Genomic DNA, 20846 nt, shown 5'->3' with positions numbered 1-20846 from the left:
GTAGACACCGAGTCGTCATTGCAAGCAGTCGTAGGCTGCGTGGCAATCTAGGAGAATGATAAAAAAATTCTGTAAATCAGAATTTTTACTGGATTGCTTCGTCAATTACTTATGTAATTGCCTCGCAATGACGTTAAAACCGATCCACACAACAAAGCCCAAAACAGAACATTTTACATTATTCATTCTTTGCTTCATTTCTATGTTTATCTACTAAACTTTCTTCCGGTGAAAAATATTTATTGATGATATTACGGGCTTTTTTTAATGCAAGTTTTAATAGTAAAGTTGATACTTTATTGCTCATAACTATCCCAGCGTTTAATTAAATTAGTTTCGATATTGAAAAAATCTAAAACTCTAGTAATAGAATGATTCACTATATCATCTATACTTACAGGGTTATTATAAAAAGCCGGCATGGGCGGTGATATAATGCCGCCGTAACTCGCTACTTTTAACATATTTTCTAAATGTCCAATATGTAAAGGAGTTTCACGGGTCATTAAAATAAGTTTTCTTCTGTCTTTAAGTACAACACCTGCCGCTCTACTAATTAAGTTATCTTCCATTGAGTGAGCAATACTTGCTAAGGTCTTCATACTACAAGGGGCTATTATTATGCCTGAAGTTTTAAAAGAGCCGCTTGCAATAGTAGCACCTAAATCTTTATCGTCATAATAATAATTAGCTAGTAACTTAACTTCATCTATAGAATATTTAGTTTCAAGTTTTATAGTAAGAGCTGCTCCCTCTGAAATAACCAAATGAGTTTCGATATTTTGTTGCTTTAGTACTTCAAGCAAACGAATACCGTATATTGCTCCTGAAGCTCCAGAAATTGCTATAACAATTTTTGTTTCTTTATTCATCTAGGTTTCTATAATTTATCAGTTTAGTATATAATAAAAAAAAAATTATAAAATACATTATATATGCGAATAGCAAAAATATTATTACCGGTAGCAAAATTATTTCCGCTAGATTATTTAATACCTGAAGATTTAGAGCTAAACATAGGTGATCTTGTTGTAGTGCCTTTTAGAAATAAGGAATTAACCGGCATAGTATGGGAGCTTGTTTCAAATTCCGAGGCAAAAAAAATAAAAACTATTATAGCGAAAGTACCGTTAAATTTAAATATTACTTCAGAAGTTTTAGGATTAATTAAATGGATGAGTAGCTACTATATGTCAGAGCTTGGGAGCATAGCCAAGTTAGTATTACCTATAGATATTGCTGAAAAACCGATTAAAGTTAAGGAGCAGAAAGTCAATAATAACTTTATGCTGCCTGATTTGTCAGAAGAGCAGAAACAAGCAGTAACAATTTTAAGTGAAAGTAATAAGCCAACACTTGTTAAAGGTGTTACAGGATCAGGTAAAACAGAAATATATTTTCATCTAATAGCAAATTACTTAGCAAAAGGTAAACAAGTGCTTGTTATGTTGCCTGAAATTGCTTTAAGTACACAAATTATTAATCGTTTTATAGAGCGATTCAGTTTTGAGCCTATCATATGGAACTCAAGCGTTACCAAAGCTCACAAGAAAATGATTTTAAGAGGTATATTAAGCGATAAAGTTAAAGTAGTAATTGGGGCTAGAAGTAGTTTGTTTTTACCTTTTAAAAATCTTGGTTTAATAGTTATAGATGAGGAGCATGATGATTCCTATAAACAAGATGACGGTATATTATATAATGCTAGGGATACGGCTATCGTAAGAGGTACATTTGATAAAGCACAAATTGTTTTGTGTTCGGCAACACCATCTATTGAAACAATACATAATATAGAAATGGGTAAATATCAATTGGTTACATTGGTTAATAGATATAAAAATGTCAATTTGCCAAATATAGAAATAATCGACATGACTAAAGAAAAGCTATCTAAGAATTCCTATTTATCCAAGCTTCTTATAGAAGCGATCAAGGGTAATTTAGATAATAAAAAGCAAGTCTTATTATTTCTTAATAGGCGTGGTTATGCTCCGCTCATGCTATGCAAAGCTTGCGGTCACAGATTTACCTGTAAATTCTGCTCTTCTTGGATGGTAGTACATAAAGCGACTAAAAAACTTGAATGTCACCATTGCGGTTATCAAAGTAAAATTTTTAGTTCTTGTCCTGAATGTCTAGAGGATAAAACATTAACTATCTGTGGTCCAGGTATAGAGAGAATAGAGGAAGAAGCAAAAGCACTTTTTCCTGAGAGTAAAATTGCGGTGATAAGTAAAGATCATGCTAAAAGCCCAGAAAAAATAGCACAGCTTCTACATCAAATGGAAAATTTAGAAATTGAGATTTTAATAGGCACACAAATAATAACAAAAGGTTATCACTTTCCAAATCTTACTTTAGTTGGAGTAATAGATGCCGATCTTGGAAGCAATAATGCCGATCTTAGAGCATCTGAGCGAACTTTTCAGCTACTACATCAAGTAGGTGGTAGAGCTGGTAGAGGAAATAGTAAAGGTGTAGTATATTTACAAAGCTATTATCCTGATAATGCAATTTTTAGTTATGTTAAAGCCGGTGATGAAGATAGTTTTTTTGCAAATGAACTTGAAATAAGAAAATCAGCAGATATGCCGCCATTTTCTAAAACAGCAGCGGTAATTTTATCAGGTTCCAGTGAGGCTAAAATTCTAGAAATTGCTAGGGATATGGTTCGAATTGCACCAAAAGCAAACGTGAAAATTTTAGGACCGGCAAGCTCATTAATGTCAAAGCTCGCTGGTAAATATCGTTACCGGATACTTATTATAGCCGATAAGAAATTTAATTTGCAGAAATATTTAAAATTTTGGCTAAGTCTCATAAAAATTCCTTCTTTTTGTCATCTAAAAATAGATATCGATCCTAAAAGTTTTTATTAGCTTTTTATATCTTGCTCCTTAATTTCTGCGACGGTGGAACATTAGATGAATGAGGAGTAGGATTGGTAAGAGATTTTTGTATTTCTGCTATAGCTTTTTTAGTATTTTGAGTAGAATTTTTTATAGCATCTTTATAAAAAGCAGCTTTAGCTTTATCTCCGGTAAAAGAATATTTTATAAAATTACCAATATTTTTCCAAATAAGATTATTATCCATTTGTGTAGTTTCTTCACACCATTTTACCTACCTCTTTTAGTTTTGCTTCAACTTTAGCTATAGCAGCTGGATTATATTTATTATCATCATAAATCTGAATAATATTATTTACTTTTTCTTTAAATTCAATGTGTTTTCTACTTTGTTTCAAATGAGCTATTATATAATCATTGTTTACTAATTCTCTAAGATTATCAATTATATCAGATAATTTAGGTGGTTCAGGTAATTTATAATGTTGATTGATTTTTTCAGATGTATCTTTGTGTGGATGATTCTTTATTAGATTATCTTCTATATAAAGAAGCAAACTCTTTTTGAGGTACTCCTACTTGTTTTATTAGCTGTCCTAATGATTGTTCATAAGCTTTAATAGTAACATCAAGACGCGCTGCCCTGCCATAGAACCGCTTAATGCTATATAGCGGCTAAATTCTGGAATCAAAGCATCTTTGGTATCAATATTATGATCTTTAAAAAATTTCTCTATTTTCTCTTTTACGGTTGAATTAGATTGTTTTTTAGGTGTTTCTTCCGGTACTTTTGTTTCTTCCGGAGCCGGTTTTAAAAAAATAATAAGCCTTTGGGTTTCAACGTGCGGAGATGGGGTGTTGACAAATATACCAAGTGCTTGGGAACGTGTAGTTAAGTCAGTCTATTTTTTATGTGCCTCGTTCCATGCCTTTATTTGCTCAGAAGTGGGTTTTGGAGGAACAGCCGGTTTTGTATTTTTTGTTGGGTTATTTGACGTATTTTTTGATTTTTTTCCTACTCTTGTATTCTATCTTTTACTGATTTTGGAATATTATCTTGTGTCATATTAAGCTCCTATGTTTATTTACATAATTAAACAGTTTGCTTAAATTTTTTATAAATTGCAAGCAAAATTTCTTTTTGTAATGCAATATTTTTACTATAAGATAGTTAGCTTATATATTAGAATCCAAGTTATTAACTAAAATGAGATATGAATTTTATGTACCCCCATATTAGACTTAGAAGAAATAGAAAAGCTTTTTGGCTTAGAGAGTTAATATCCGAAAGTAATTTATCGGTTAGTGATTTAGTGTTACCTTTATTTGTTGTTGAAGGATATAATGAAAGGCAAAAAATTAAAACTATGCCTGGTATATATCGTTTATCGATTGATCAAATAGTAGAAACGGCAAAAGCAGCAGCAGAGCTTGGTATTAATGTTATTGCATTATTTCCGAGTATTGATCAAAGTCTAAAAAGTGAAAATGCCGATGAGGCTTATAATTTAGATCATTTAATATGTAGAACTATTAGAAGCATCAAAAACGCTAATATCGATATTGGTATAATATGCGATGTAGCACTTGATCCTTATACTACACATGGTCATGATGGTATTGTGCATCATGGGGAAGTTGATAATGATAGATCAGTAAGAGCTTTGTGTAATCAAGCATTAGTGCTAGCAAAAGCTGGAGTAGATATTGTTGCACCTTCCGATATGATGGATGGAAGAATCGGGGCCATAAGGGAATATCTTGACAAAGAGGGATTTATAAATGTTGGAATTCTTGCTTATGCCGCTAAATATGCTTCAAGTTTTTACGGTCCGTTTCGCGATGCTGTTAAGAGTAATAAAAAGAATTATTTAGATAAATCAAGCTATCAAATGGATGTACGTAATATTAAGGAAGCAATGCTTGAGATTGAGCATGATATAGCCGAGGGAGCCGATATGGTAATGGTGAAGCCTGGTATGCCGTTTTTGGATGTTATTCGTGAAGCGGCAAATAATTTTAATGCTAAAATTTTTGCATATCAGGTTAGTGGAGAATATGCAATGTTAAAATTTGCATCAGAAGCAGGGGCAGTTAATTGGGAGAGAGCTTTGATGGAGTCATTAATTAGTTTTAAACGTGCCGGTGCTACAGGTATATTTACCTATGCAGCTCTTGAAGTAGCTGAAATATTAAAGAACAATAAAATTAAGTAGAGAATGGCTTCTGTCCTTGATATAAAATAAATAATATGTTTTATAATTATATCAAAATTATCAATTTGATATAAATCATTATAAAGAGGCGAAGATGACGCAAAATAAGAAATCAGTATTTAAAGGTTGGAATTTTTTAAAACCTAAAGAAGGTGGAGCTAATGAGGTAGGAGAGCATGGCGGAGTATATCAAAGCTTAGACGGTAAAATTACGGCGATGATAAAAAAAGAGGCTTCAAGCTCAAAAAATATAGCCGAGTTTTTAGGATCTCAAATTTTTGAAGCTATAAGTCCTGGAAATGGAGCAAAGGTTAATTTAATTGCTCCTGATGATTTTAATAAATCTAAAGCCGTTGATGCGCAAATATATGTCAAATCTGAATTTTTTGAGAATTATAGTAGCGATATGTATGTGGACATGGATAAACATATGTCTGCTAAAACTAAACCAAGTTCTTGGTTTAGAAAGGACGGCGGTAGACCGCTTTTTATGGGGACTAGAAATAAATTATTTAGAACCTTAGAAAATGCTTTTAAGGAAATTAAGTATCAGAACTTTGAAAACATTATGCCGGCAAGTTTATTGATCGGCGATTTTGATGTACATGTTGGAAATATAGGAGTTATCAGAGATCAAAAAAAAACAAAAATTTTACCTAAATTAGTAAGAATTGATTTTGCTGGTAGTTTTGATAATTTAACAAATAATATATATCCGCATTCAAGAGCTAAACATTTGCCTGGATTCGGCCCCACTAACCATTTTAGAGAATTTCCTTCTAATTTCAGAACAAAAAATCCTAATTTTGCTGATAGCTTACTTGCAGTTTCTAAAATTGATTTAAGCAAAACTATTGATAAAAGTTTTGATGAATTAACTAAATATTATAGTAATGAAGCAATTGCAGAATTTGCAAAACAAGCGATGCCAAAGCAGTTTAATAATAAACAATCTAAAGAAATAACGCCTGAAGAAATTAAGGCTAGTTTAATAGATACAATGAAAAAAAGGCAAGAATCCTTAAAGGAATACGGCTTAGAAATTAAAGTAAATAGTTTAATTTCTAAAAAATATAGTTGTCCTTATTACGAAGTAAAAGAGCAAGAATTAAAAACATTAATGAAAGAGTATCCTGATTATTTTGCAAAAATTTTTAATTATGAAGAAAGAAAAAAAGGAGGACAAAAACTTAAATTAAGAAATAAAATTGCTACTAATTTTGCAAGAATTTTAGAAATATTTGGTATTAGAGATAGTGCGAAAAAACATTTAATCAAGACAATAAAAAGTTTAAATGAAGATATTAAAGATGAAAGAAATTTAGTTAGTTCTTCTGATAAAATAAAGAAAGAACCAAAACAAAAATCGGTAAAGACAAATATATATGCAAACAGAGAATATATAGATGCTCTAGAAAAATTTAAGAAAAAAGTTGGAACGGATGATATTGTTAGTATTATTCCAAGTCAATTAGGTCTAGCTAAAAAAGCTAAACAAAGAGATCAAGATTTATTAAAATTAGATGGAGAAAATCTAAACCATACACTAATAAAGAATCTAAAAGAAAAGATTATGAAGCCTACTCAAACTACTGCAGCTAGTATTGTTAATAAAAAGTCTACACCGGCTAAAACGAGATAATAAATGAACCAAGCAGCAAGAAGCCGATAACTAAGTAATTAATCAGTAAAAGCCCATATTGCATTGGCAGCTTAATTATCTCAATCTTTTTAGAAAAATACATGGCTTTTACTACTTTAAGATAATAAAAAGCAGCAACTACGCTGGTAAAAATACCACAATAAGCTAATGCGAATTCTTCTTGATTAATTGCTTGGTAAAAAAGGTAATATTTACCGAAAAATCCTGTAAGAGGAGGGATTCCAATCATTGAAAACATAACTATGCTAATTATGGCAGCTATAGTTTTATGATGCTCTGCAATCCCTTGTATAGTTTTAAAACTAGCTTTATCGGCGTCTTTACCGAGCAGTATAATTAAGCAAGTAAAAAATCCTATACTCCCTACCACATATATTAGAATATATAGTAGAGCTGCTTTATATCCTTCTTGATTATGCAGAAGAATGCCGATTAATACATAACCGATATTTAAAATAGTACTATAAGCCATTAATCTTTTTAGAGAAGTTTGACGAATGGCTCCAAAAGCTCCAAACAGCATAGATAATATAGCAATTATCTTTATTAAATTATAATTAATAGGGTAGTAATTACCTATAATTAATTTGCTGATATTTAATAAAACAATAACCATACCTATTTTTGAGGCAGCAGTGAAATAAGTAACCGAAGTAATCGGTGATCCTTCATATACGTCAGGGGCCCAAAAATGGAGTGGAACACTTGAGAGTTTAAAGAAAATACTACTTAAAAATAGTACAATACCGATTATTAAACCAAGATTCATTCCGGAATTATCATTTAGTTTATATAAGATATCCTCAAATTGTAGGCTCCCGCCGAATCCGTATATAAAAGAAATACCGAATAATGATAAACAACTAACTAAACTACCTAAGATAAAATATTTTAAAGCACCTTCCGATGATTGCATATCATTTAATTTGAATCCTGCAAGTGCATATGAAGTTAAAGCAGTAAGCTCCATACCGCAGAATAATAACAGAAAATTCCGTGATGAAATTGCAACAAAAATACCTACGACCGATAATAACATTAAAGTAATAACTTCAAACTTTAATTCCTCAGCAACAAGAATAGAGTAATCACGGTATATAATCATGGAGATAATAGTGAATAGTAGCACTATGCTTTTACTAATACCGATATTTATTCCGGTAGCAAATGAGTACCATACTTCTTCATAACTTGAGTACTTAAAGGTAAGAAAAATTGATAATATGCATAGTAAAATAATGATATTAGAAATAATTCTATTTTTATTTGGGATCATTACGGCAAAAAACTGCCCTAAAAGTGCTATTAAAGTCAAAGTTATTTCAGGAAGTAGCAATAGCATATAAAACTAATATTATTTATGAAAATATAGATATTAGTAAATAAATCATTTTTTATCAACAAACTTATATATAATATTGAACTTTAATACTACCTCTAATTAAAATTATTTTCTTTGTAAAATTATATTATACAAAAAACGCCTAAACATGATGAGATTGTACGTAGTGCATTTGAAAACCCTATAGTTAATATTTTAGATGTTCGTTTCATATTTTTATATTTCATAACCATAGGTGCTAATTTTGTTGGGTGCATAATTTCTTATATATTAATAATTAATAGTTGCGATAAATAAAAAATAAATTATTTTGGTTAATCAATTTTAAATTGCTTAAATAAAATTAAATTCTTAAACTCACACCTATAATTGTTTTAATCTAATTAGGTTTCCTAATAAAAATATACTTTCTACCATTAAGTAAAAATATGAAGCCTTCTGCTTCAAAATCATTAACTGACAAGTTAAGAACCTTATATAGCTCTCACGATACTTTACCAAAGCTAATAGAAGATACGAATACGTAAAATTACAGATATTATTGAGTGAAAATTAAAGCTCAGTCTTTAGATGAATATGACGATGAAGCAGTTAAAGCAGCATTACGCGATAAAGTTGTCGGAGAAAAGAGATCGATAGAAATTTTTAAAGCCATAGATACGGAAAGATAAGAGAGCTGTTTAATAAAAATTATCAAGTTCAAGAAGAAATAATATAGTTAAGTCACTAAATGAAGAGCATAAGTTTGGGATACTTTGCAGAAATCTACCTAATAAAAGTGAATCAGAAATAAAAAATATCATTGAGCAAGTAAACAGAATAAAAGCAGATGTCGGTAAAGTACTGTTACTCGGTAGTGTAGGAATAGGTAAAACCACGTTAATGCATTATATATCTTATAAATGGGGAAAAAGGGAGTTATGGAGCGATAAGTTTGATTATGTTTTTACAGTTAGGTTAAAAGAATTATTAAATGAAAATTGGAAAGACGGTTATAGTGGGTATTTTGATATTAATAATTTATCTCAAAGTAAGCTTAATTGTTTTATCCATTATTGTTTAGGCAGTAGTGAAAGTACCTTAAGTGTTAAGGAAATAATGGATATCCAAAATAAAGATAAGATATTGTTATTACTTGACTGGTATGGCAAAGTAGCAAATCTAAGTCTAATGTTAATCTCTTCTGACACCTAATAAATGTAAAATCAGATAAGCAGCAATTGCCACTCTCCTAAGAATCGTGTATGCTGGTTTTCCCGCACACAGCTCAAACCTTGTTAGACCCAGCTATTTGGTTATGTGTCACCTTACTCCCATTCAATGGAGCGTTTTATTATGAACCTAATGCACATGTGATGAGTTTCTTTTGAGTCGGCTCACGCTTTTCAAAATATTTCTTATATGCCGGATCATATATTGTTAGTATCCATTTTAACTTTCACATGTCTTACAATCGGTAAATATTTCATTTTGAGTTCTTTATTCATGCTCTTAGGTTTATCTAGTGACATAGATAGATGATTGCCTAGCGGAAATAACTCTTTGATACCAACCTCGTGTCACACACTATTATGTGGTTTTTCGGTTATTTAGGTATATGTTAAATATTGCTAAATATCATAGAAAGTACTAAAAAACACAAAATTTCCTTTCATATATCCTTTAGTGTTTTATAATGGCATACAAAAATATATTGCTCTTTTAAAAATTTATGGGAATTATTTGAAAATAGTAAATTAGTAAAAGCTATTTGGATTAATGATTATTAGCTAATTAATGTTCATGAAATTCCTGATGAAAAATTGACAGAAAATACTTGGCCTGGAATTTTATAATTTTTTATGAAGCACATTCATACACGAGATTTATTAAAGAGATGGTAAGAAATAGCAGACCTTTTACCTATATTTGCTGAGGTTGATATAGGGATTGATTATATAGAGTTAATTTTATTCTACATTTTGACCAAACTTAGTCAAAATGATATAATATAGTATAGCCAAAAATTTAATCACAGTCGGTGTAAAAACTGATTTAATAGCTACCTCAACCGGATTAAAGAAGGAAGAGATTGAAAAACTTAAATAAATTACTTATACATGTATTTATTATTATTTATATTAGGAGGATTAAATGCATTACTCCGTCAATTATATTTATCAATTAGCTCTATAGAGTTTTATAAAGACGTATATAAAAACTATCAAGGGTACGGAATAAGATATGTATTTACCTTATCTTTTATCCCATCAATAATGTATTGTATTTTTATATTAAATTACATAATAACTTTAAAAGACTATTTTAACGGAATACAATCATCAAAAGTTACAGCCAACATTGAATATATCATCAATCAATTACCGGAAATTAAATATAATAATTCAAACATTTCAGTTGAAGAAGTAGAGCCTATATATTTATATAGCAAGAATAACAATAAAATAGTCGTCATTGATACAAAAAATCAAGTTTCTAACAAAGAAAAAAGCGAAATACCGTTTGTACTTGAAGAGAATAAGCTGAAGATAAATTTAATTGTAGCCAATACTAAGAAAAATTTCCTAAGTACTGTTAACTATTCTGAGATATTCAAGCAAAATGACGTAATTTTAACTCCTGAAATAATAAAAAAATATTTTGCCGATAATTTATTATATGCACCAAATTTATTTATTTATTTCGGTATGCCGGCTATTGTATTATTTTGGTTTGTAACATTCTTATTAGAGAGAAGTATTATAATTTTGTTAGTATATAGCTTAGCCAATTTACTTACTACTAAAACTTCAATACAAACTTCTATAAGGCTAGTAATGTTTTCAAGCGGAGTCCCGATAATATTACAACCGGTTATTATTATATTAATACCGGAATTAAGCATGTTATTACAGCTACTACAAATGTTTACAACTTGTTTAGTATTTGTCGCTATTTGGCAAATTAACAAGAACCTATCGTACCATATATAAGAAAAATCAGTTATCATACAATATGTGATTTTACATCCTCAATTTACTAAAAAACAGCCTGTTATTAAAAAAATAAAAGTTTTTATTGTTAAAATGAAACCTAAAGTTATTTATAAATTTAGGTCATTTAAATGGGTAAGCAAAAAAGAAAGTAAGGTTTGCAGAAGAGCCGCACAGAAGAGCCGCAAGTTAAGGAATTTTCACAAGATAAAGAAGCAATAGAAGTAGACCTTGATAAGAGGAAGAGTAATTAATATTTATGATAAAGGTGGTTACTTAAAGCCAGATCAATTGGTAATTCATGAACGCGAAGTTATTGGAGTAAAAAATGTTGAAGTAAAGAGCAATCTAAGTTTCTTTCAACAAATTTTTGCTGCAGTAGGTCTTATAAAAGACACAAAAACAATCCAAGAAGAATTTACTTATACTACCGGCGATATACAAGGAATATTAGAGGATAACGGTCAATTTATTAATAATTCTGAAGAAATTAGAAAATTTGTTGATAAAAATAGAGATATTCAAATTGCAGATATTGACGGTATCGGTATTGGTAATTTAAATCATCAGGGTAAAATACAAATTAATTTAAAGTTTGGACTAAGTAATGAAAAAATTATTCTTTATAAGGATGGTCAATTAGCTGCTATTGAAAGAAAAGGTCCACTTATAAATCAAGAAGGAGAGCCTTTATACAAAGATAACTTAGTCTAAAAAGATAATAAAGTTTATCTAGTTGGAGATGCCGGAAGAAATATTGATATACCTTTTAGAGATCCAAAAACTAGAGCTAGAGATAATTGGAAAAGATTAATAAAGAAATTTAAGCATGCTTTAATACCGGAACATGAGTTAGGAAAATTAAACGATGCAATAGTAGATTCTGTAAGAGTTAAAGTAGTTCATCCAAAGCCAAAACTTGCAGAACATCATCTTCAAGAAATAGCTCAAGGTAAACAAATATGGGATGGGCATGAATTTAAAATATTACGTATGGGACCAGAGGAAAAAAATCACCAATTATTCTATGATACCTCCTCTCAAAGATTACTTGATGCTAACGGTAAAGTAGCTTCTACTATCGGTAAAGACAGTAAAAGCATGAATAATGTTCAAGCATTTGTAATGGGAGAGGATGGAACAATTTATATGGGTATTCATAAAAATCAATATTTGCCAAATACTAAAAATCTTGTTCATGGTTCATTTTTAAGTGGGAAGCCTGTGGAAGCAGCAGGAGTTATAGGTATAAATGATAGGAGAAAAATTGATTACCTTCGTAATAATAGCGGTTATTATTAACCTGAAGCTTTAGATATATACTGTGTTGTAAAAAAATACAAGAAACTATGTCCGGTGCTTTAGATAAAAATTGTCAAATCGATATTCAAAGGCATCTACGAATACTTGTTACTGATTTTGTAAAAAATATGGAAACCAAAGTAGGTTTCAGAAAAAATGCTAAAACTCATTATGAAAAACTAAGAGAGGGAAGAATAAATTATCAAGCTAATTTAAAAATATTACTGCTTCTTCAAAACCTAAAGCTAAAAATAGAACAACAAACAGAGGGCATAGATAATCAAATAATTAACTACTTATAATTAAATGTCATTCCTACGAAAGCAGGAATCCAGCTAGATGTCATACCTCGGCATTGTTGCGTGGATTGGTAAAACTCATGTCACCTAGTTCGCTTGACCACCGGGACCATAAAAATAATTGAAAGTACTAATATTTAAGTTGGGGCCCGCTACAAGCTTCTGGGATGATGACAAAGCAATTTTGGATTCTCGCTTCTAGCTAGGAATGAAGGTGTTTTTTGCACCATGCAACAATGTCCCTAGGTAATTTTGGATTAATCACTTATTTATAACATTCTCTCCATCTTTTCTACTTCTACTAGTTTCTACACAATTAAATTTTAGTTTATATTAACAAGCTAATTTTTTATTAAATAATATAATTATATACTTGACTAAATTACTTGGGTATTGTAAACATAAAACTATTTTAAGTTTTAATAGGTTGGTTATATGATGCTGACGACAAAAGGAAGATATGCCGTAATGGCAATACTTGAAATGGCTTCAAAATCAAGTGCCGAACCGGTCACTTTGAATGAAATGTCCGTAAAACAAAATATATCGCTTAACTATTTAGAGCAGATATTTTCTAAACTTAAAAAAGCTGATCTAGTCAAGGCTATTAGAGGATCGAAAGGTGGGTATATTTTAATCGGTAACCTAGAAGAAATAAAAATTTCTGATATTATGGATGCCGTTAACGAAAATTTTATAATGACTACCTGCTATAAGAAGTCAGTTAAAACTTGCGTGCCTGATACAATAAAATGTAATTCGCATAAATTATGGCAAGGTCTTGGTAAGCATATTAGAGATTATTTTGAAAATATCTCAATTAAAGATGCTTTAACTCAAATTTAAATATATGATATATTTAGACCATAATGCTACTACTTTTATCGATCCTAGAGTTAAGGAATTCATAATAAGTTTAATGGACAAGGAGCTTAACCCTTCATCAGTACATAGTTCAGGTAGATTTGCTAAGAATCTCATAGAAACGGTACGCGCACAAATAGCAGTGGCTCTTGGTATAACCTTATCATCTAGAGAATATGATATTACTTTTACTTCATCAGGGACTGAAGGTAATAATTTAATAATGAAAAATTTTTATGACGGCGATATTTTTATTTCAGCTATTGAACATTTATCGATCTATAACCATATAAACTACGCTCCAAATATTAAAGTTATAAGAGTTAATACGCAAGGACTAGTTGATTTAGAACATTTAGAAGAGTTACTAGCTCAAAGTAATACTAGTAAAAAACTAGTGTCCATAATAATGGCTAATAATGAAAGCGGAGTTTTACAAGATATAGCTGAGATAGGTAAAATAACTAAAAAATATGAGGCAAAATTTCATAGTGATTTAGTGCAAGGTTTTGGCAGAATACCAATAAATATCAAAGCATTAGGATTAGATTTCGCTACAATTTCAGGGCATAAAATAGGAGGGGGGCAGGGTGGTGCTGCTTTAATTTCTAGCTCTAATTTTCAAGTTACTCCAATGATTATAGGAGGAGGGCAGGAAAAATCAGTGCGCTCAGGCACTGAAAATGTTTTAGCAATTGCAGGATTTGGTTTAGCGTCTGTATTGAGGACAGACAACATCTCAGAAAATTATATAAAAATTAAAAAGTTACAAGAAAATTTAGAGAAAAGATTAAAAAAATATCCTAATGTAAATATTGTTAGTAATAATGTAGCTAGATTGCCTAATACTACCTTAATTACTATACCAAATACGGATGCACAAGCGAAATTAATCGGGTTTGATTTACATAATATTTGCGTAAGTTCTGGTTCTGCTTGTTCATCGGGAAAAATATCTAAATCGCATGTATTAACCAATATGGGTGTAGGGGAAGAAGAAGCAAAATCTTCGATTAGGATATCTTTAAGCCATACTAATACGGTAAGTGATATAGAGGCTTTTATAGAGGCTTTTGAGGAGATTTATGATGTCATTCCTAGCTAAAAGCGACGTTGTTGCACGGCTCCGTTTATGTCATCTCCGCTTTCGCAGGAATGACATCGATATCGATGACTTTCTAAACTATACCAAAACATGAATTAATTTAACTATATGAACCCACAATTAAACAATTTAACCTTACCGATATATATGGATTATCAGGCGACGACTCCAATAGATCCAAGAGTAATGGAGGCAATGTTGCCTTATTTTACTACCAAATTCGGCAATCCTCATTCACGCAGCCATTCTTTCGGTTGGGAGGCAGAAAACGCAGTTGAAGAGGCAAGGGCTATGGTAGCAAAGTTAATAGGAGCGGATACTAAAGAAATTATTTTCACTTCCGGTGCAACTGAGTCTAACAACCTTGCAATAAAGGGAATAGCAAAATTTTACAGCAATAAAAAGAATCATATTATTACCGTAGTCAGTGAACATAAATGTGTACTTGATGCTTGCAGGCATTTAGAGCAAGAAGGTATAAAAATCACATACTTACCGATTAAGCCAAATGGAATAATCGATTTAGAAACTCTAAAAAATGCTATTACTGGTCAGACTATGTTAGTTTCAGTTATGGTGGTTAATAATGAAATAGGTGTTATTCAGCCTTTAAAGGAAATCGGGAAAATTTGCCGTGAAAAGGGCGTTTTTTTTCATTCCGATATTGCTCAAGGTTTTGGTAAAATTCCAATTGATGTTAACGCGTTTAATATTGATCTTGCCAGTATCTCAGGGCATAAAATTTACGGCCCGAAAGGAATAGGGGCATTATATGTAAGGAAAAAACCTCGTGTGCGTGTTACACCGCTCATAAATGGTGGTGGGCAGGAAAGAGGTATGCGTTCAGGTACGCTACCGACTCCTTTAATCGTAGGGCTTGGCATGGCTGCTGAAATAGCGTATAGTGAGATGGAAAAAGATACTAAGCATGTAAATTACTTATTCGACAGATTTTTAAATAATATACATAAGCGAATTTCAAAAGTTTATTTAAACGGCGATAAAAATCAAAGATATAAAGGTAATTTAAATTTAAGCTTTGCCGGAGTTGAAGGAGAATCAATTATCCTTGCTATTAAAGATTTAGCGGTTTCCTCTGGTTCTGCTTGTACTTCTGCCTCTTTAGAGCCGTCATATGTTTTACGTTCTATGGGGATCGGTGAAGAGCTTGCCCATACTGCAATTAGGTTCGGTATAGGTAGATTTACTACTGAGCAGGAAGTTGACTACGCAGTAAATTTAATATGCTCAAAAATCGATAAACTAAGGGAATTAAGCCCTCTTTGGGAAATGATGCAAGAGGGAATTGATTTGAAAAAGATTAAATGGGCTGTACATTGAGAATATCGTCATCGCGAACAACTATAGGCTGCGTGGCAAATATACTGAGATTGCTTCGTCAATTACTTCGTAATTTTCCTCGCAATGATGGTTCAGATATTCACGCAAATATAACATACAAAACCAAATTTTAGAGAATAACAATGGCTTATAGCAAAAAAGTGATAGATCATTATGAAAATCCTCGTAATGTTGGGTCGCTTGATAAAGAAAATAAAAATGTTGGTACAGGACTAGTTGGAGCTCCTGCTTGCGGTGACGTTATGAAGTTACAAATCGCAGTTGATGATGATGGGATTATTACAGATGCTAAATTTAAAACATTCGGCTGCGGTTCAGCTATTGCTTCAAGTTCTTTAGTAACGGAGTGGGTTAAAGGAAGATCGGTAGAAGATGCCAAGACTATTAAAAATACCGAAATAGCAAAAGAATTGTCACTTCCACCGGTAAAATTACATTGCTCACTACTTGCTGAAGATGCAATAAAAGCAGCTATAGCCGATTACAAACAGAAAAAAGAAAGCAAAAAAGACTCTTAAAACATGAAAAATGTTATTTCATTAACCGATTCTGCTGCAAAGCAAGTAAAATTGCTAATAGAAAAACGTGCCAAGCCTACCTTTGGTATTAGGGTAGGGATTAAGTCAGGCGGTTGTGCCGGTCAGACTTATTACGTGGAATATGCCGATAGTAAAAATCAATTCGATGAAGTAGTTGAAGAAAAGGGCGTACGGATACTAATCGACCCAAAGGCATTAATGTATATGTTAGGTTCTGAAATGGACTATGTAGAGACTAAATTCAAATCCCAATTCACTTTCACCAATCCCAGCGAAAAAGCTAATTGCGGCTGCGGCAAATCTTTTAGCGTGTAACACTTTAAAATCAATAAAGGTTTTAAAATATGTTTAACTTATATTATTTAATAATTTGAAAATTCTTTTTACTATTCAAGCTAGTAAAGATTTGGAAGAACTCGAAAATAATAAAGGATTAGAAAAACGTTTAAAAACAGTAAAAAACACTGGCATATCTACAGGCAAACCCTCGTCATTCTAGTTTAAATACCCATAAATATAAATCTGTTAAAGGACATAACGGAAAAGAAATATTTGAAGCTTATGCTGAAAATAATACTCCTGCTGCTTATAGCATTTTTTGGTATTATGGACCAAACAAAGATAATATCACACTTAGTGGTGCGATTTGGCATATTAATTCCTAAAATTATTTTTGATAATCAATCTTTTGTTTAGAAATCAAAAGTAAAATAATTATAGTAGTTTTAACTATTGCTAAAAATCATTATTTCAGCTATTTTAAAGCTGTTTCTTTAAATTAGATTAATATGTCACAAAAATTAGGTTTCTGGGCGGTTTTTGCCCTAGTAACCGGCAGTCAAATCGGTACTAGCATTTTTATATTGCCGTTAAGTTTAGCACCATTCGGTATATACAGCATTTGGGGCTGGGTACTTTCATTATTCGGTGCTATGAGTATAGCACTTGTATTTTCTACCCTTTGTGCAAAATTTCCTAAAACAGGAGGTCCGCACGTTTATGTACGGGAAAGTTTCGGGGATAAAATAGCTTTTTTCACTGGTTGGACTTACTGGGTTATATCCTTTGTCAGTACAAGTATAGTAGTCATTTCGGCAATAAGTTATCTAACACCTTTTTTTAAATCACAAGCGATTTTAGACTTAATATTACAGATCATATTATTAGGTGCTATTATGGTTTTAAATTTAAAAGGTCCTGACGTAGCAGGAAAAGCAGAGTTTTATTTAACTCTCTTAAAATTTGTTCCATTGCTTGTAGTAGGTTTATGTGCTTTATCACATTTTAATATAGATAATATAACTATTGCCGAGGAAGTAGAGCATTTAAGTATTCCGAGCATTATAGGAAGGGTTGCACTTCTTACTTTTTGGGGATTTATCGGCATAGAATGTGCAACTACCACGGCAGGTGCGGTAAAAGATCCGGCAAAAACCATTCCACGAGCCATAATAGTTGGAACTTTTTGCGTAGCAGTGTTATATATTATTAATAGCATAGGTATAATGGGATTAATCCCTGCTTCTAAACTTATTAGTGCTAAAGCTCCTTATGCCGATGCCGCTTCATTATTATTCGGAGATAAATGGTCAAGCGTAATTACGGTTATAGCCTCGATTATATGTATAGGTACGCTCAATGCTTGGGTGCTAACTAGCGGACAGATAGCTCTTGGGCTTGCAGAAGACGGTTTATTACCGAAATTTTTTGCTAAGAAAAATAGCAATAACGCTCCAACTTACGGAATTATTGTAAGCTGCCTTGGCATTATGCCGTTATTAGTCTTTACGGCAAATGATAATTTTGCCAAACAGATTACACAAATAATAGATTTCTCGGCAATAACATTCTTATTCGTCTATTTAATTTGTAGCTTAGCTTTCTTAAAGATGATTTTTAGCTCAAAAGAAAATTTTTCTTATTATTATTTACTTATAGCTATAATATCAATTATCTTTTGTGCATGGGTTATCTATGAAACACCTGTTAAAACTCTGATTATAGCTAGTTCTTTTACTATCTTTGGTATTCCTTTGTATCATGGATGGTATAAATGTCACCCCCGTCTATGAGCGTTGCCTAGTTGGATGCTGAGTCGTCATTGCGAGCGGCTGCAAGGAGCGTGGCAATCCAGAAAAAATAATAAAAAAATTCTGTAAATCAGAATTTTTTAACTGGATTGCTCCGTCAATTACTTAAGTAATTTCCTCGCAATAACGGCTTAGCCTCCCAGTGGGCAAAAGCTCGATATAAGAGATATAAACATGACAAAAATCCGCATTAATCTGCTTAGGAATTTATTCACAGAATATGATATAGACGGTTATATAATTCCGTCTAACGATAAATATATGAGTGAATATGTTCCAAGCTACGCAAAGAGACTTGAATATATAACAGGTTTTACTGGTTCAAACGGTATAGCTATTATATATAAAGATACAGCATTATTCTTTACCGATGGACGTTATTTAGAGCAAGCAAATAAAGAGCTGGATTTAGAGCTTTTTAAGCTTTTTGACTTAAAAGATATATCTAAGTTTGGTAAAGATGCAAAAATAGGATACGATTCTGAATTATTTACTTATCCCACTATATCAAATTTAAAGTTCAATTTTCAGAAGATTAATGGAAATTTAGTTGATAAGATTTGGCCAAATCAGCCGTTAGAGCCAAACTCTAAAGTTTATTTGCATGATATTAAGTTTGCAGGAGTTAGTCATACTGATAAAATAAGTAAATGTCGTGAAATTTTGTTGGATTCCCGCTTTTGCGGGAATGACACCGAGCAATCTGCCTTAGTCATTCTCGATAGCTCCTCCATATGTTGGTTACTAAATTTGCGGGCTAGTGACGTTGCTTATATGCCTTTAATGTTTGCAAAAGTTATACTCACTTCTACACAATTATATTTGTTTATAAATCCTACAAGAATCGATGCCGAAATTATTAATGCTCGTCCTGAAATAACGATTTTACCGGAAGAAGAATTTGAAAATATTTTAAGAGATAGCAAGAATAAACTAGAAGCGAAGTTTGGGAAGATGTCTAATATTTTTATTGATGATACTATAGCATCTGTTCATATAATGGACTTAGTAGCTGATAAAAAAGTACAAAAAATTACTGATCCATGCTTAATGCTTAAAGCTTGTAAGAACGATGTAGAAATTAAGCATGCAATCGATTTGCATATTAAAGATGCAGTAGCTTTATGTGAATTTTTTGCTGATTTTTCTCAATGTCATCTCCGTGAAAACGGGGATCTAGAAAAACAATTGACCGAGTATTCCCTCGGTTTAAAGCTTATAGAGCAACGCGCTAAACAAGAGGGATATGTTTCGGATAGTTTTCCTGCTATTTGCGGATTTCAGGAAAATAGTGCTATTATTCATTATAGAGCTGATCAAAAAACTGCTAAAAAAATTGAAGGGCAGGGGATATTACTGATAGATTCCGGTGGTCAGTATCAAGGTGCTACTACCGATATAACTAGAACAATAGTAATAGGTACGCCGACAGATGAGCAGAAAAAGCGTTATACGCAAGTACTTAAAGGACATATTGCTTTAGCTCAAGCCAAATTCCCAAAAAATATCATCGTAGGAGCTAATCTTGATATACTCGCTCGGCAATATTTATGGCAAGAAATGCTAGATTATCCACACGGTACAGGGCATGGGGTAGGGAGCTTCTTAAGTGTTCACGAAGGACCGCAAAGCATAAATCTTTGTAATAAAACAATACTTAAAGCAGGTATGATCTTATCTAATGAACCGGGTTTTTATATTCCTGGAAAATATGGTATTAGAATTGAGAATTTGATGTATGTAAAAGAAAATAAAGAAAATAATGGATGGCTTGAGTTTGAGACCTTAAGCCTCGTGCCTTATGCTAGTAAATTGACTGATATGAAACTACTTAATACTGATGAAATAAACTATATCAAGGAATATTATAACAAAATTAAAGCTAAAATTTATGATTTATTATCCACGCAAGCGAGAAATTGGCTTAATAATGAAATAAATTTATTTTTACAATCATTATTGTAATTGACGTTTCTGCTATTTATTGTTATTGTTATAAAGTCTACATTCTACTTATTCTACTTTTTTTTACATTGGGACGTCGCCAAGTGGTAAGGCAACGGTTTTTGGTATCGTCATCCGGAGGTTCGAATCCTCCCGTCCCAGCCAAGGTAATTGTTCTATAATCTATATTATGGAAAATAAATGATTTAGTGATGGTGCACTCGATTGGATTTGAACCAACGACCTTTGCCTTCGGAGGGCAACGCTCTATCCAGCTGAGCTACGAATGCAAATAT

The 20846-nt window shown here is 31.7% G+C and carries 19 protein-coding genes, 2 tRNA genes and 2 pseudogenes; 17 read left to right on the top strand and 6 right to left on the bottom strand.

The window, feature by feature from the left end:
- Window positions 1-178: 178 nt before the first annotated feature.
- Both QUD19_RS06115 and QUD19_RS06110 read right to left on the bottom strand, forming a co-directional pair.
- Window positions 179-307, bottom strand: coding sequence for a hypothetical protein (locus QUD19_RS06115; protein WP_498807995.1), 129 nt, complete (start codon window positions 305-307; stop codon window positions 179-181).
- Window positions 297-872 (bottom strand): UbiX family flavin prenyltransferase, encoded by a 576-nt coding sequence (locus QUD19_RS06110; RefSeq protein ID WP_498807993.1) that lies wholly within the window; start codon window positions 870-872, stop codon window positions 297-299. The genes QUD19_RS06115 and QUD19_RS06110 overlap by 11 nt, the downstream gene beginning before the upstream one ends.
- Before the next feature lie 63 nt (window positions 873-935).
- On the opposite strand from QUD19_RS06110, the gene QUD19_RS06105 reads away from it, so the two are divergent.
- Window positions 936-2882, top strand: coding sequence for a primosomal protein N' (locus QUD19_RS06105; protein WP_498807991.1), 1947 nt, complete (start codon window positions 936-938; stop codon window positions 2880-2882).
- Window positions 2883-2886: 4 nt separating this feature from the next.
- On the opposite strand, the gene QUD19_RS06100 is transcribed toward QUD19_RS06105, so the two are convergent.
- Together QUD19_RS06100 and QUD19_RS06095 are read right to left on the bottom strand one after the other, a co-directional pair.
- Window positions 2887-3099: a hypothetical protein gene (locus QUD19_RS06100; protein WP_498807989.1), complete on the bottom strand. Its 213-nt coding sequence runs from the start codon at window positions 3097-3099 to the stop codon at window positions 2887-2889.
- A gap of 13 nt (window positions 3100-3112) precedes the next feature.
- Window positions 3113-3409 carry a hypothetical protein gene (locus QUD19_RS06095; RefSeq protein ID WP_498807987.1) on the bottom strand — a complete coding sequence of 99 codons (297 nt, stop codon included), beginning with the start codon at window positions 3407-3409 and terminating at the stop codon, window positions 3113-3115.
- A gap of 666 nt (window positions 3410-4075) precedes the next feature.
- On the opposite strand from QUD19_RS06095, the gene hemB reads away from it, so the two are divergent.
- Together hemB and QUD19_RS06085 are read left to right on the top strand one after the other, a co-directional pair.
- The gene (gene hemB, locus QUD19_RS06090; protein WP_498807985.1) at window positions 4076-5068 is read left to right on the top strand and encodes a porphobilinogen synthase; all 993 of its coding nucleotides are present in this window, start codon (window positions 4076-4078) and stop codon (window positions 5066-5068) included.
- A 94-nt stretch (window positions 5069-5162) separates the two neighbouring features.
- Complete coding sequence (locus tag QUD19_RS06085) at window positions 5163-6710, top strand: hypothetical protein (protein WP_498807984.1); 1548 nt, start codon at window positions 5163-5165, stop codon at window positions 6708-6710.
- On the opposite strand, the gene nuoN is transcribed toward QUD19_RS06085, so the two are convergent.
- Window positions 6697-8073 (bottom strand): NADH-quinone oxidoreductase subunit NuoN, encoded by a 1377-nt coding sequence (gene nuoN / locus QUD19_RS06080; protein WP_498807982.1) that lies wholly within the window; start codon window positions 8071-8073, stop codon window positions 6697-6699. The two genes, QUD19_RS06085 and nuoN, sit on opposite strands and share 14 nt — an antisense overlap.
- A gap of 545 nt (window positions 8074-8618) precedes the next feature.
- Here nuoN and QUD19_RS06075 point away from each other — a divergent pair.
- The 14 genes and pseudogenes from QUD19_RS06075 (at window position 8619) to QUD19_RS06010 (ending at window position 20715) form a co-directional block, all read left to right on the top strand.
- Window positions 8619-8744, top strand: coding sequence for a hypothetical protein (locus tag QUD19_RS06075; protein ID WP_498807980.1), 126 nt, complete (start codon window positions 8619-8621; stop codon window positions 8742-8744).
- 211 nt (window positions 8745-8955) lie between these two features.
- Complete coding sequence (locus QUD19_RS06070; protein ID WP_498807978.1) at window positions 8956-9267, top strand: hypothetical protein; 312 nt, start codon at window positions 8956-8958, stop codon at window positions 9265-9267.
- Between the two features lie 905 nt (window positions 9268-10172).
- Window positions 10173-11045 carry a DUF1189 family protein gene (locus QUD19_RS06065; RefSeq protein WP_498807976.1) on the top strand — a complete coding sequence of 291 codons (873 nt, stop codon included), beginning with the start codon at window positions 10173-10175 and terminating at the stop codon, window positions 11043-11045.
- 231 nt (window positions 11046-11276) lie between these two features.
- Window positions 11277-11759, top strand: coding sequence for a hypothetical protein (locus tag QUD19_RS06060; protein WP_498807975.1), 483 nt, complete (start codon window positions 11277-11279; stop codon window positions 11757-11759).
- A gap of 279 nt (window positions 11760-12038) precedes the next feature.
- Window positions 12039-12347, top strand: a complete 309-nt coding sequence (locus QUD19_RS06055; RefSeq protein WP_498807973.1) for a hypothetical protein — start codon at window positions 12039-12041, stop codon at window positions 12345-12347.
- Window positions 12348-12394: 47 nt separating this feature from the next.
- Window positions 12395-12627: pseudogene (locus tag QUD19_RS06050) on the top strand (hypothetical protein).
- Window positions 12628-13081: 454 nt separating this feature from the next.
- Window positions 13082-13500 (top strand): annotated as a pseudogene (locus tag QUD19_RS06045) (Fe-S cluster assembly transcription factor).
- On the top strand, window positions 13497-14615 hold the full coding sequence (locus QUD19_RS06040; protein ID WP_498807972.1) for a cysteine desulfurase family protein: 1119 nt from the start codon (window positions 13497-13499) through the stop codon (window positions 14613-14615). Before QUD19_RS06045 ends, QUD19_RS06040 begins: the two are co-directional and overlap by 4 nt.
- A 108-nt stretch (window positions 14616-14723) precedes the next feature.
- On the top strand, window positions 14724-15956 hold the full coding sequence (locus tag QUD19_RS06035; protein ID WP_498807971.1) for an IscS subfamily cysteine desulfurase: 1233 nt from the start codon (window positions 14724-14726) through the stop codon (window positions 15954-15956).
- 143 nt (window positions 15957-16099) lie between these two features.
- A complete protein-coding gene (gene iscU / locus QUD19_RS06030; protein WP_498807969.1) occupies window positions 16100-16495 on the top strand; it encodes a Fe-S cluster assembly scaffold IscU in 396 nt (131 codons plus the stop codon).
- A 3-nt stretch (window positions 16496-16498) separates the two neighbouring features.
- Entirely contained in the window at window positions 16499-16831 is a 333-nt protein-coding gene (locus QUD19_RS06025) for an iron-sulfur cluster assembly accessory protein (RefSeq protein ID WP_498807967.1), read from the top strand.
- Between the two features lie 473 nt (window positions 16832-17304).
- The gene (locus QUD19_RS06020; RefSeq protein ID WP_498807966.1) at window positions 17305-18588 is read left to right on the top strand and encodes an APC family permease; all 1284 of its coding nucleotides are present in this window, start codon (window positions 17305-17307) and stop codon (window positions 18586-18588) included.
- A gap of 192 nt (window positions 18589-18780) precedes the next feature.
- Window positions 18781-20571, top strand: a complete 1791-nt coding sequence (locus QUD19_RS06015) for an aminopeptidase P family protein (RefSeq protein WP_498807964.1) — start codon at window positions 18781-18783, stop codon at window positions 20569-20571.
- Between the two features lie 69 nt (window positions 20572-20640).
- A tRNA-Gln gene (locus tag QUD19_RS06010) sits at window positions 20641-20715 on the top strand.
- A 48-nt stretch (window positions 20716-20763) separates the two neighbouring features.
- On the opposite strand, the gene QUD19_RS06005 is transcribed toward QUD19_RS06010, so the two are convergent.
- Window positions 20764-20840 (bottom strand) — tRNA-Arg (locus QUD19_RS06005).
- Window positions 20841-20846 lie beyond the last annotated feature (6 nt).

Origin of the sequence: Candidatus Rickettsia kotlanii (assembly GCA_030295365.1) — a bacterium.
GTDB lineage: Bacteria > Pseudomonadota > Alphaproteobacteria > Rickettsiales > Rickettsiaceae > Rickettsia > Rickettsia kotlanii.
This window is presented reverse-complemented; position numbering and strand designations above follow the sequence as displayed.

Bases quoted from the DNA above. Each gene is read 5' to 3' on its own strand.
- QUD19_RS06115 (WP_498807995.1), bottom strand. From the start codon at position 307: ATGAGCAATAAAGTATCAACTTTACTATTAAAACTTGCATTAAAAAAA.
- QUD19_RS06110 (WP_498807993.1), bottom strand. From the start codon at position 872: ATGAATAAAGAAACAAAAATTGTTATAGCAATTTCTGGAGCTTCAGGA.
- QUD19_RS06105 (WP_498807991.1), top strand. From the start codon at position 936: ATGCGAATAGCAAAAATATTATTACCGGTAGCAAAATTATTTCCGCTA.
- QUD19_RS06100 (WP_498807989.1), bottom strand. From the start codon at position 3,099: ATGGATAATAATCTTATTTGGAAAAATATTGGTAATTTTATAAAATAT.
- hemB (WP_498807985.1), top strand. From the start codon at position 4,076: ATGTACCCCCATATTAGACTTAGAAGAAATAGAAAAGCTTTTTGGCTT.
- QUD19_RS06085 (WP_498807984.1), top strand. From the start codon at position 5,163: ATGACGCAAAATAAGAAATCAGTATTTAAAGGTTGGAATTTTTTAAAA.
- nuoN (WP_498807982.1), bottom strand. From the start codon at position 8,073: ATGCTATTGCTACTTCCTGAAATAACTTTGACTTTAATAGCACTTTTA.
- QUD19_RS06070 (WP_498807978.1), top strand. From the start codon at position 8,956: ATGCATTATATATCTTATAAATGGGGAAAAAGGGAGTTATGGAGCGAT.
- QUD19_RS06065 (WP_498807976.1), top strand. From the start codon at position 10,173: ATGTATTTATTATTATTTATATTAGGAGGATTAAATGCATTACTCCGT.
- QUD19_RS06055 (WP_498807973.1), top strand. From the start codon at position 12,039: ATGGGACCAGAGGAAAAAAATCACCAATTATTCTATGATACCTCCTCT.
- QUD19_RS06040 (WP_498807972.1), top strand. From the start codon at position 13,497: ATGATATATTTAGACCATAATGCTACTACTTTTATCGATCCTAGAGTT.
- QUD19_RS06035 (WP_498807971.1), top strand. From the start codon at position 14,724: ATGAACCCACAATTAAACAATTTAACCTTACCGATATATATGGATTAT.
- iscU (WP_498807969.1), top strand. From the start codon at position 16,100: ATGGCTTATAGCAAAAAAGTGATAGATCATTATGAAAATCCTCGTAAT.
- QUD19_RS06025 (WP_498807967.1), top strand. From the start codon at position 16,499: ATGAAAAATGTTATTTCATTAACCGATTCTGCTGCAAAGCAAGTAAAA.
- QUD19_RS06020 (WP_498807966.1), top strand. From the start codon at position 17,305: ATGTCACAAAAATTAGGTTTCTGGGCGGTTTTTGCCCTAGTAACCGGC.
- QUD19_RS06015 (WP_498807964.1), top strand. From the start codon at position 18,781: ATGACAAAAATCCGCATTAATCTGCTTAGGAATTTATTCACAGAATAT.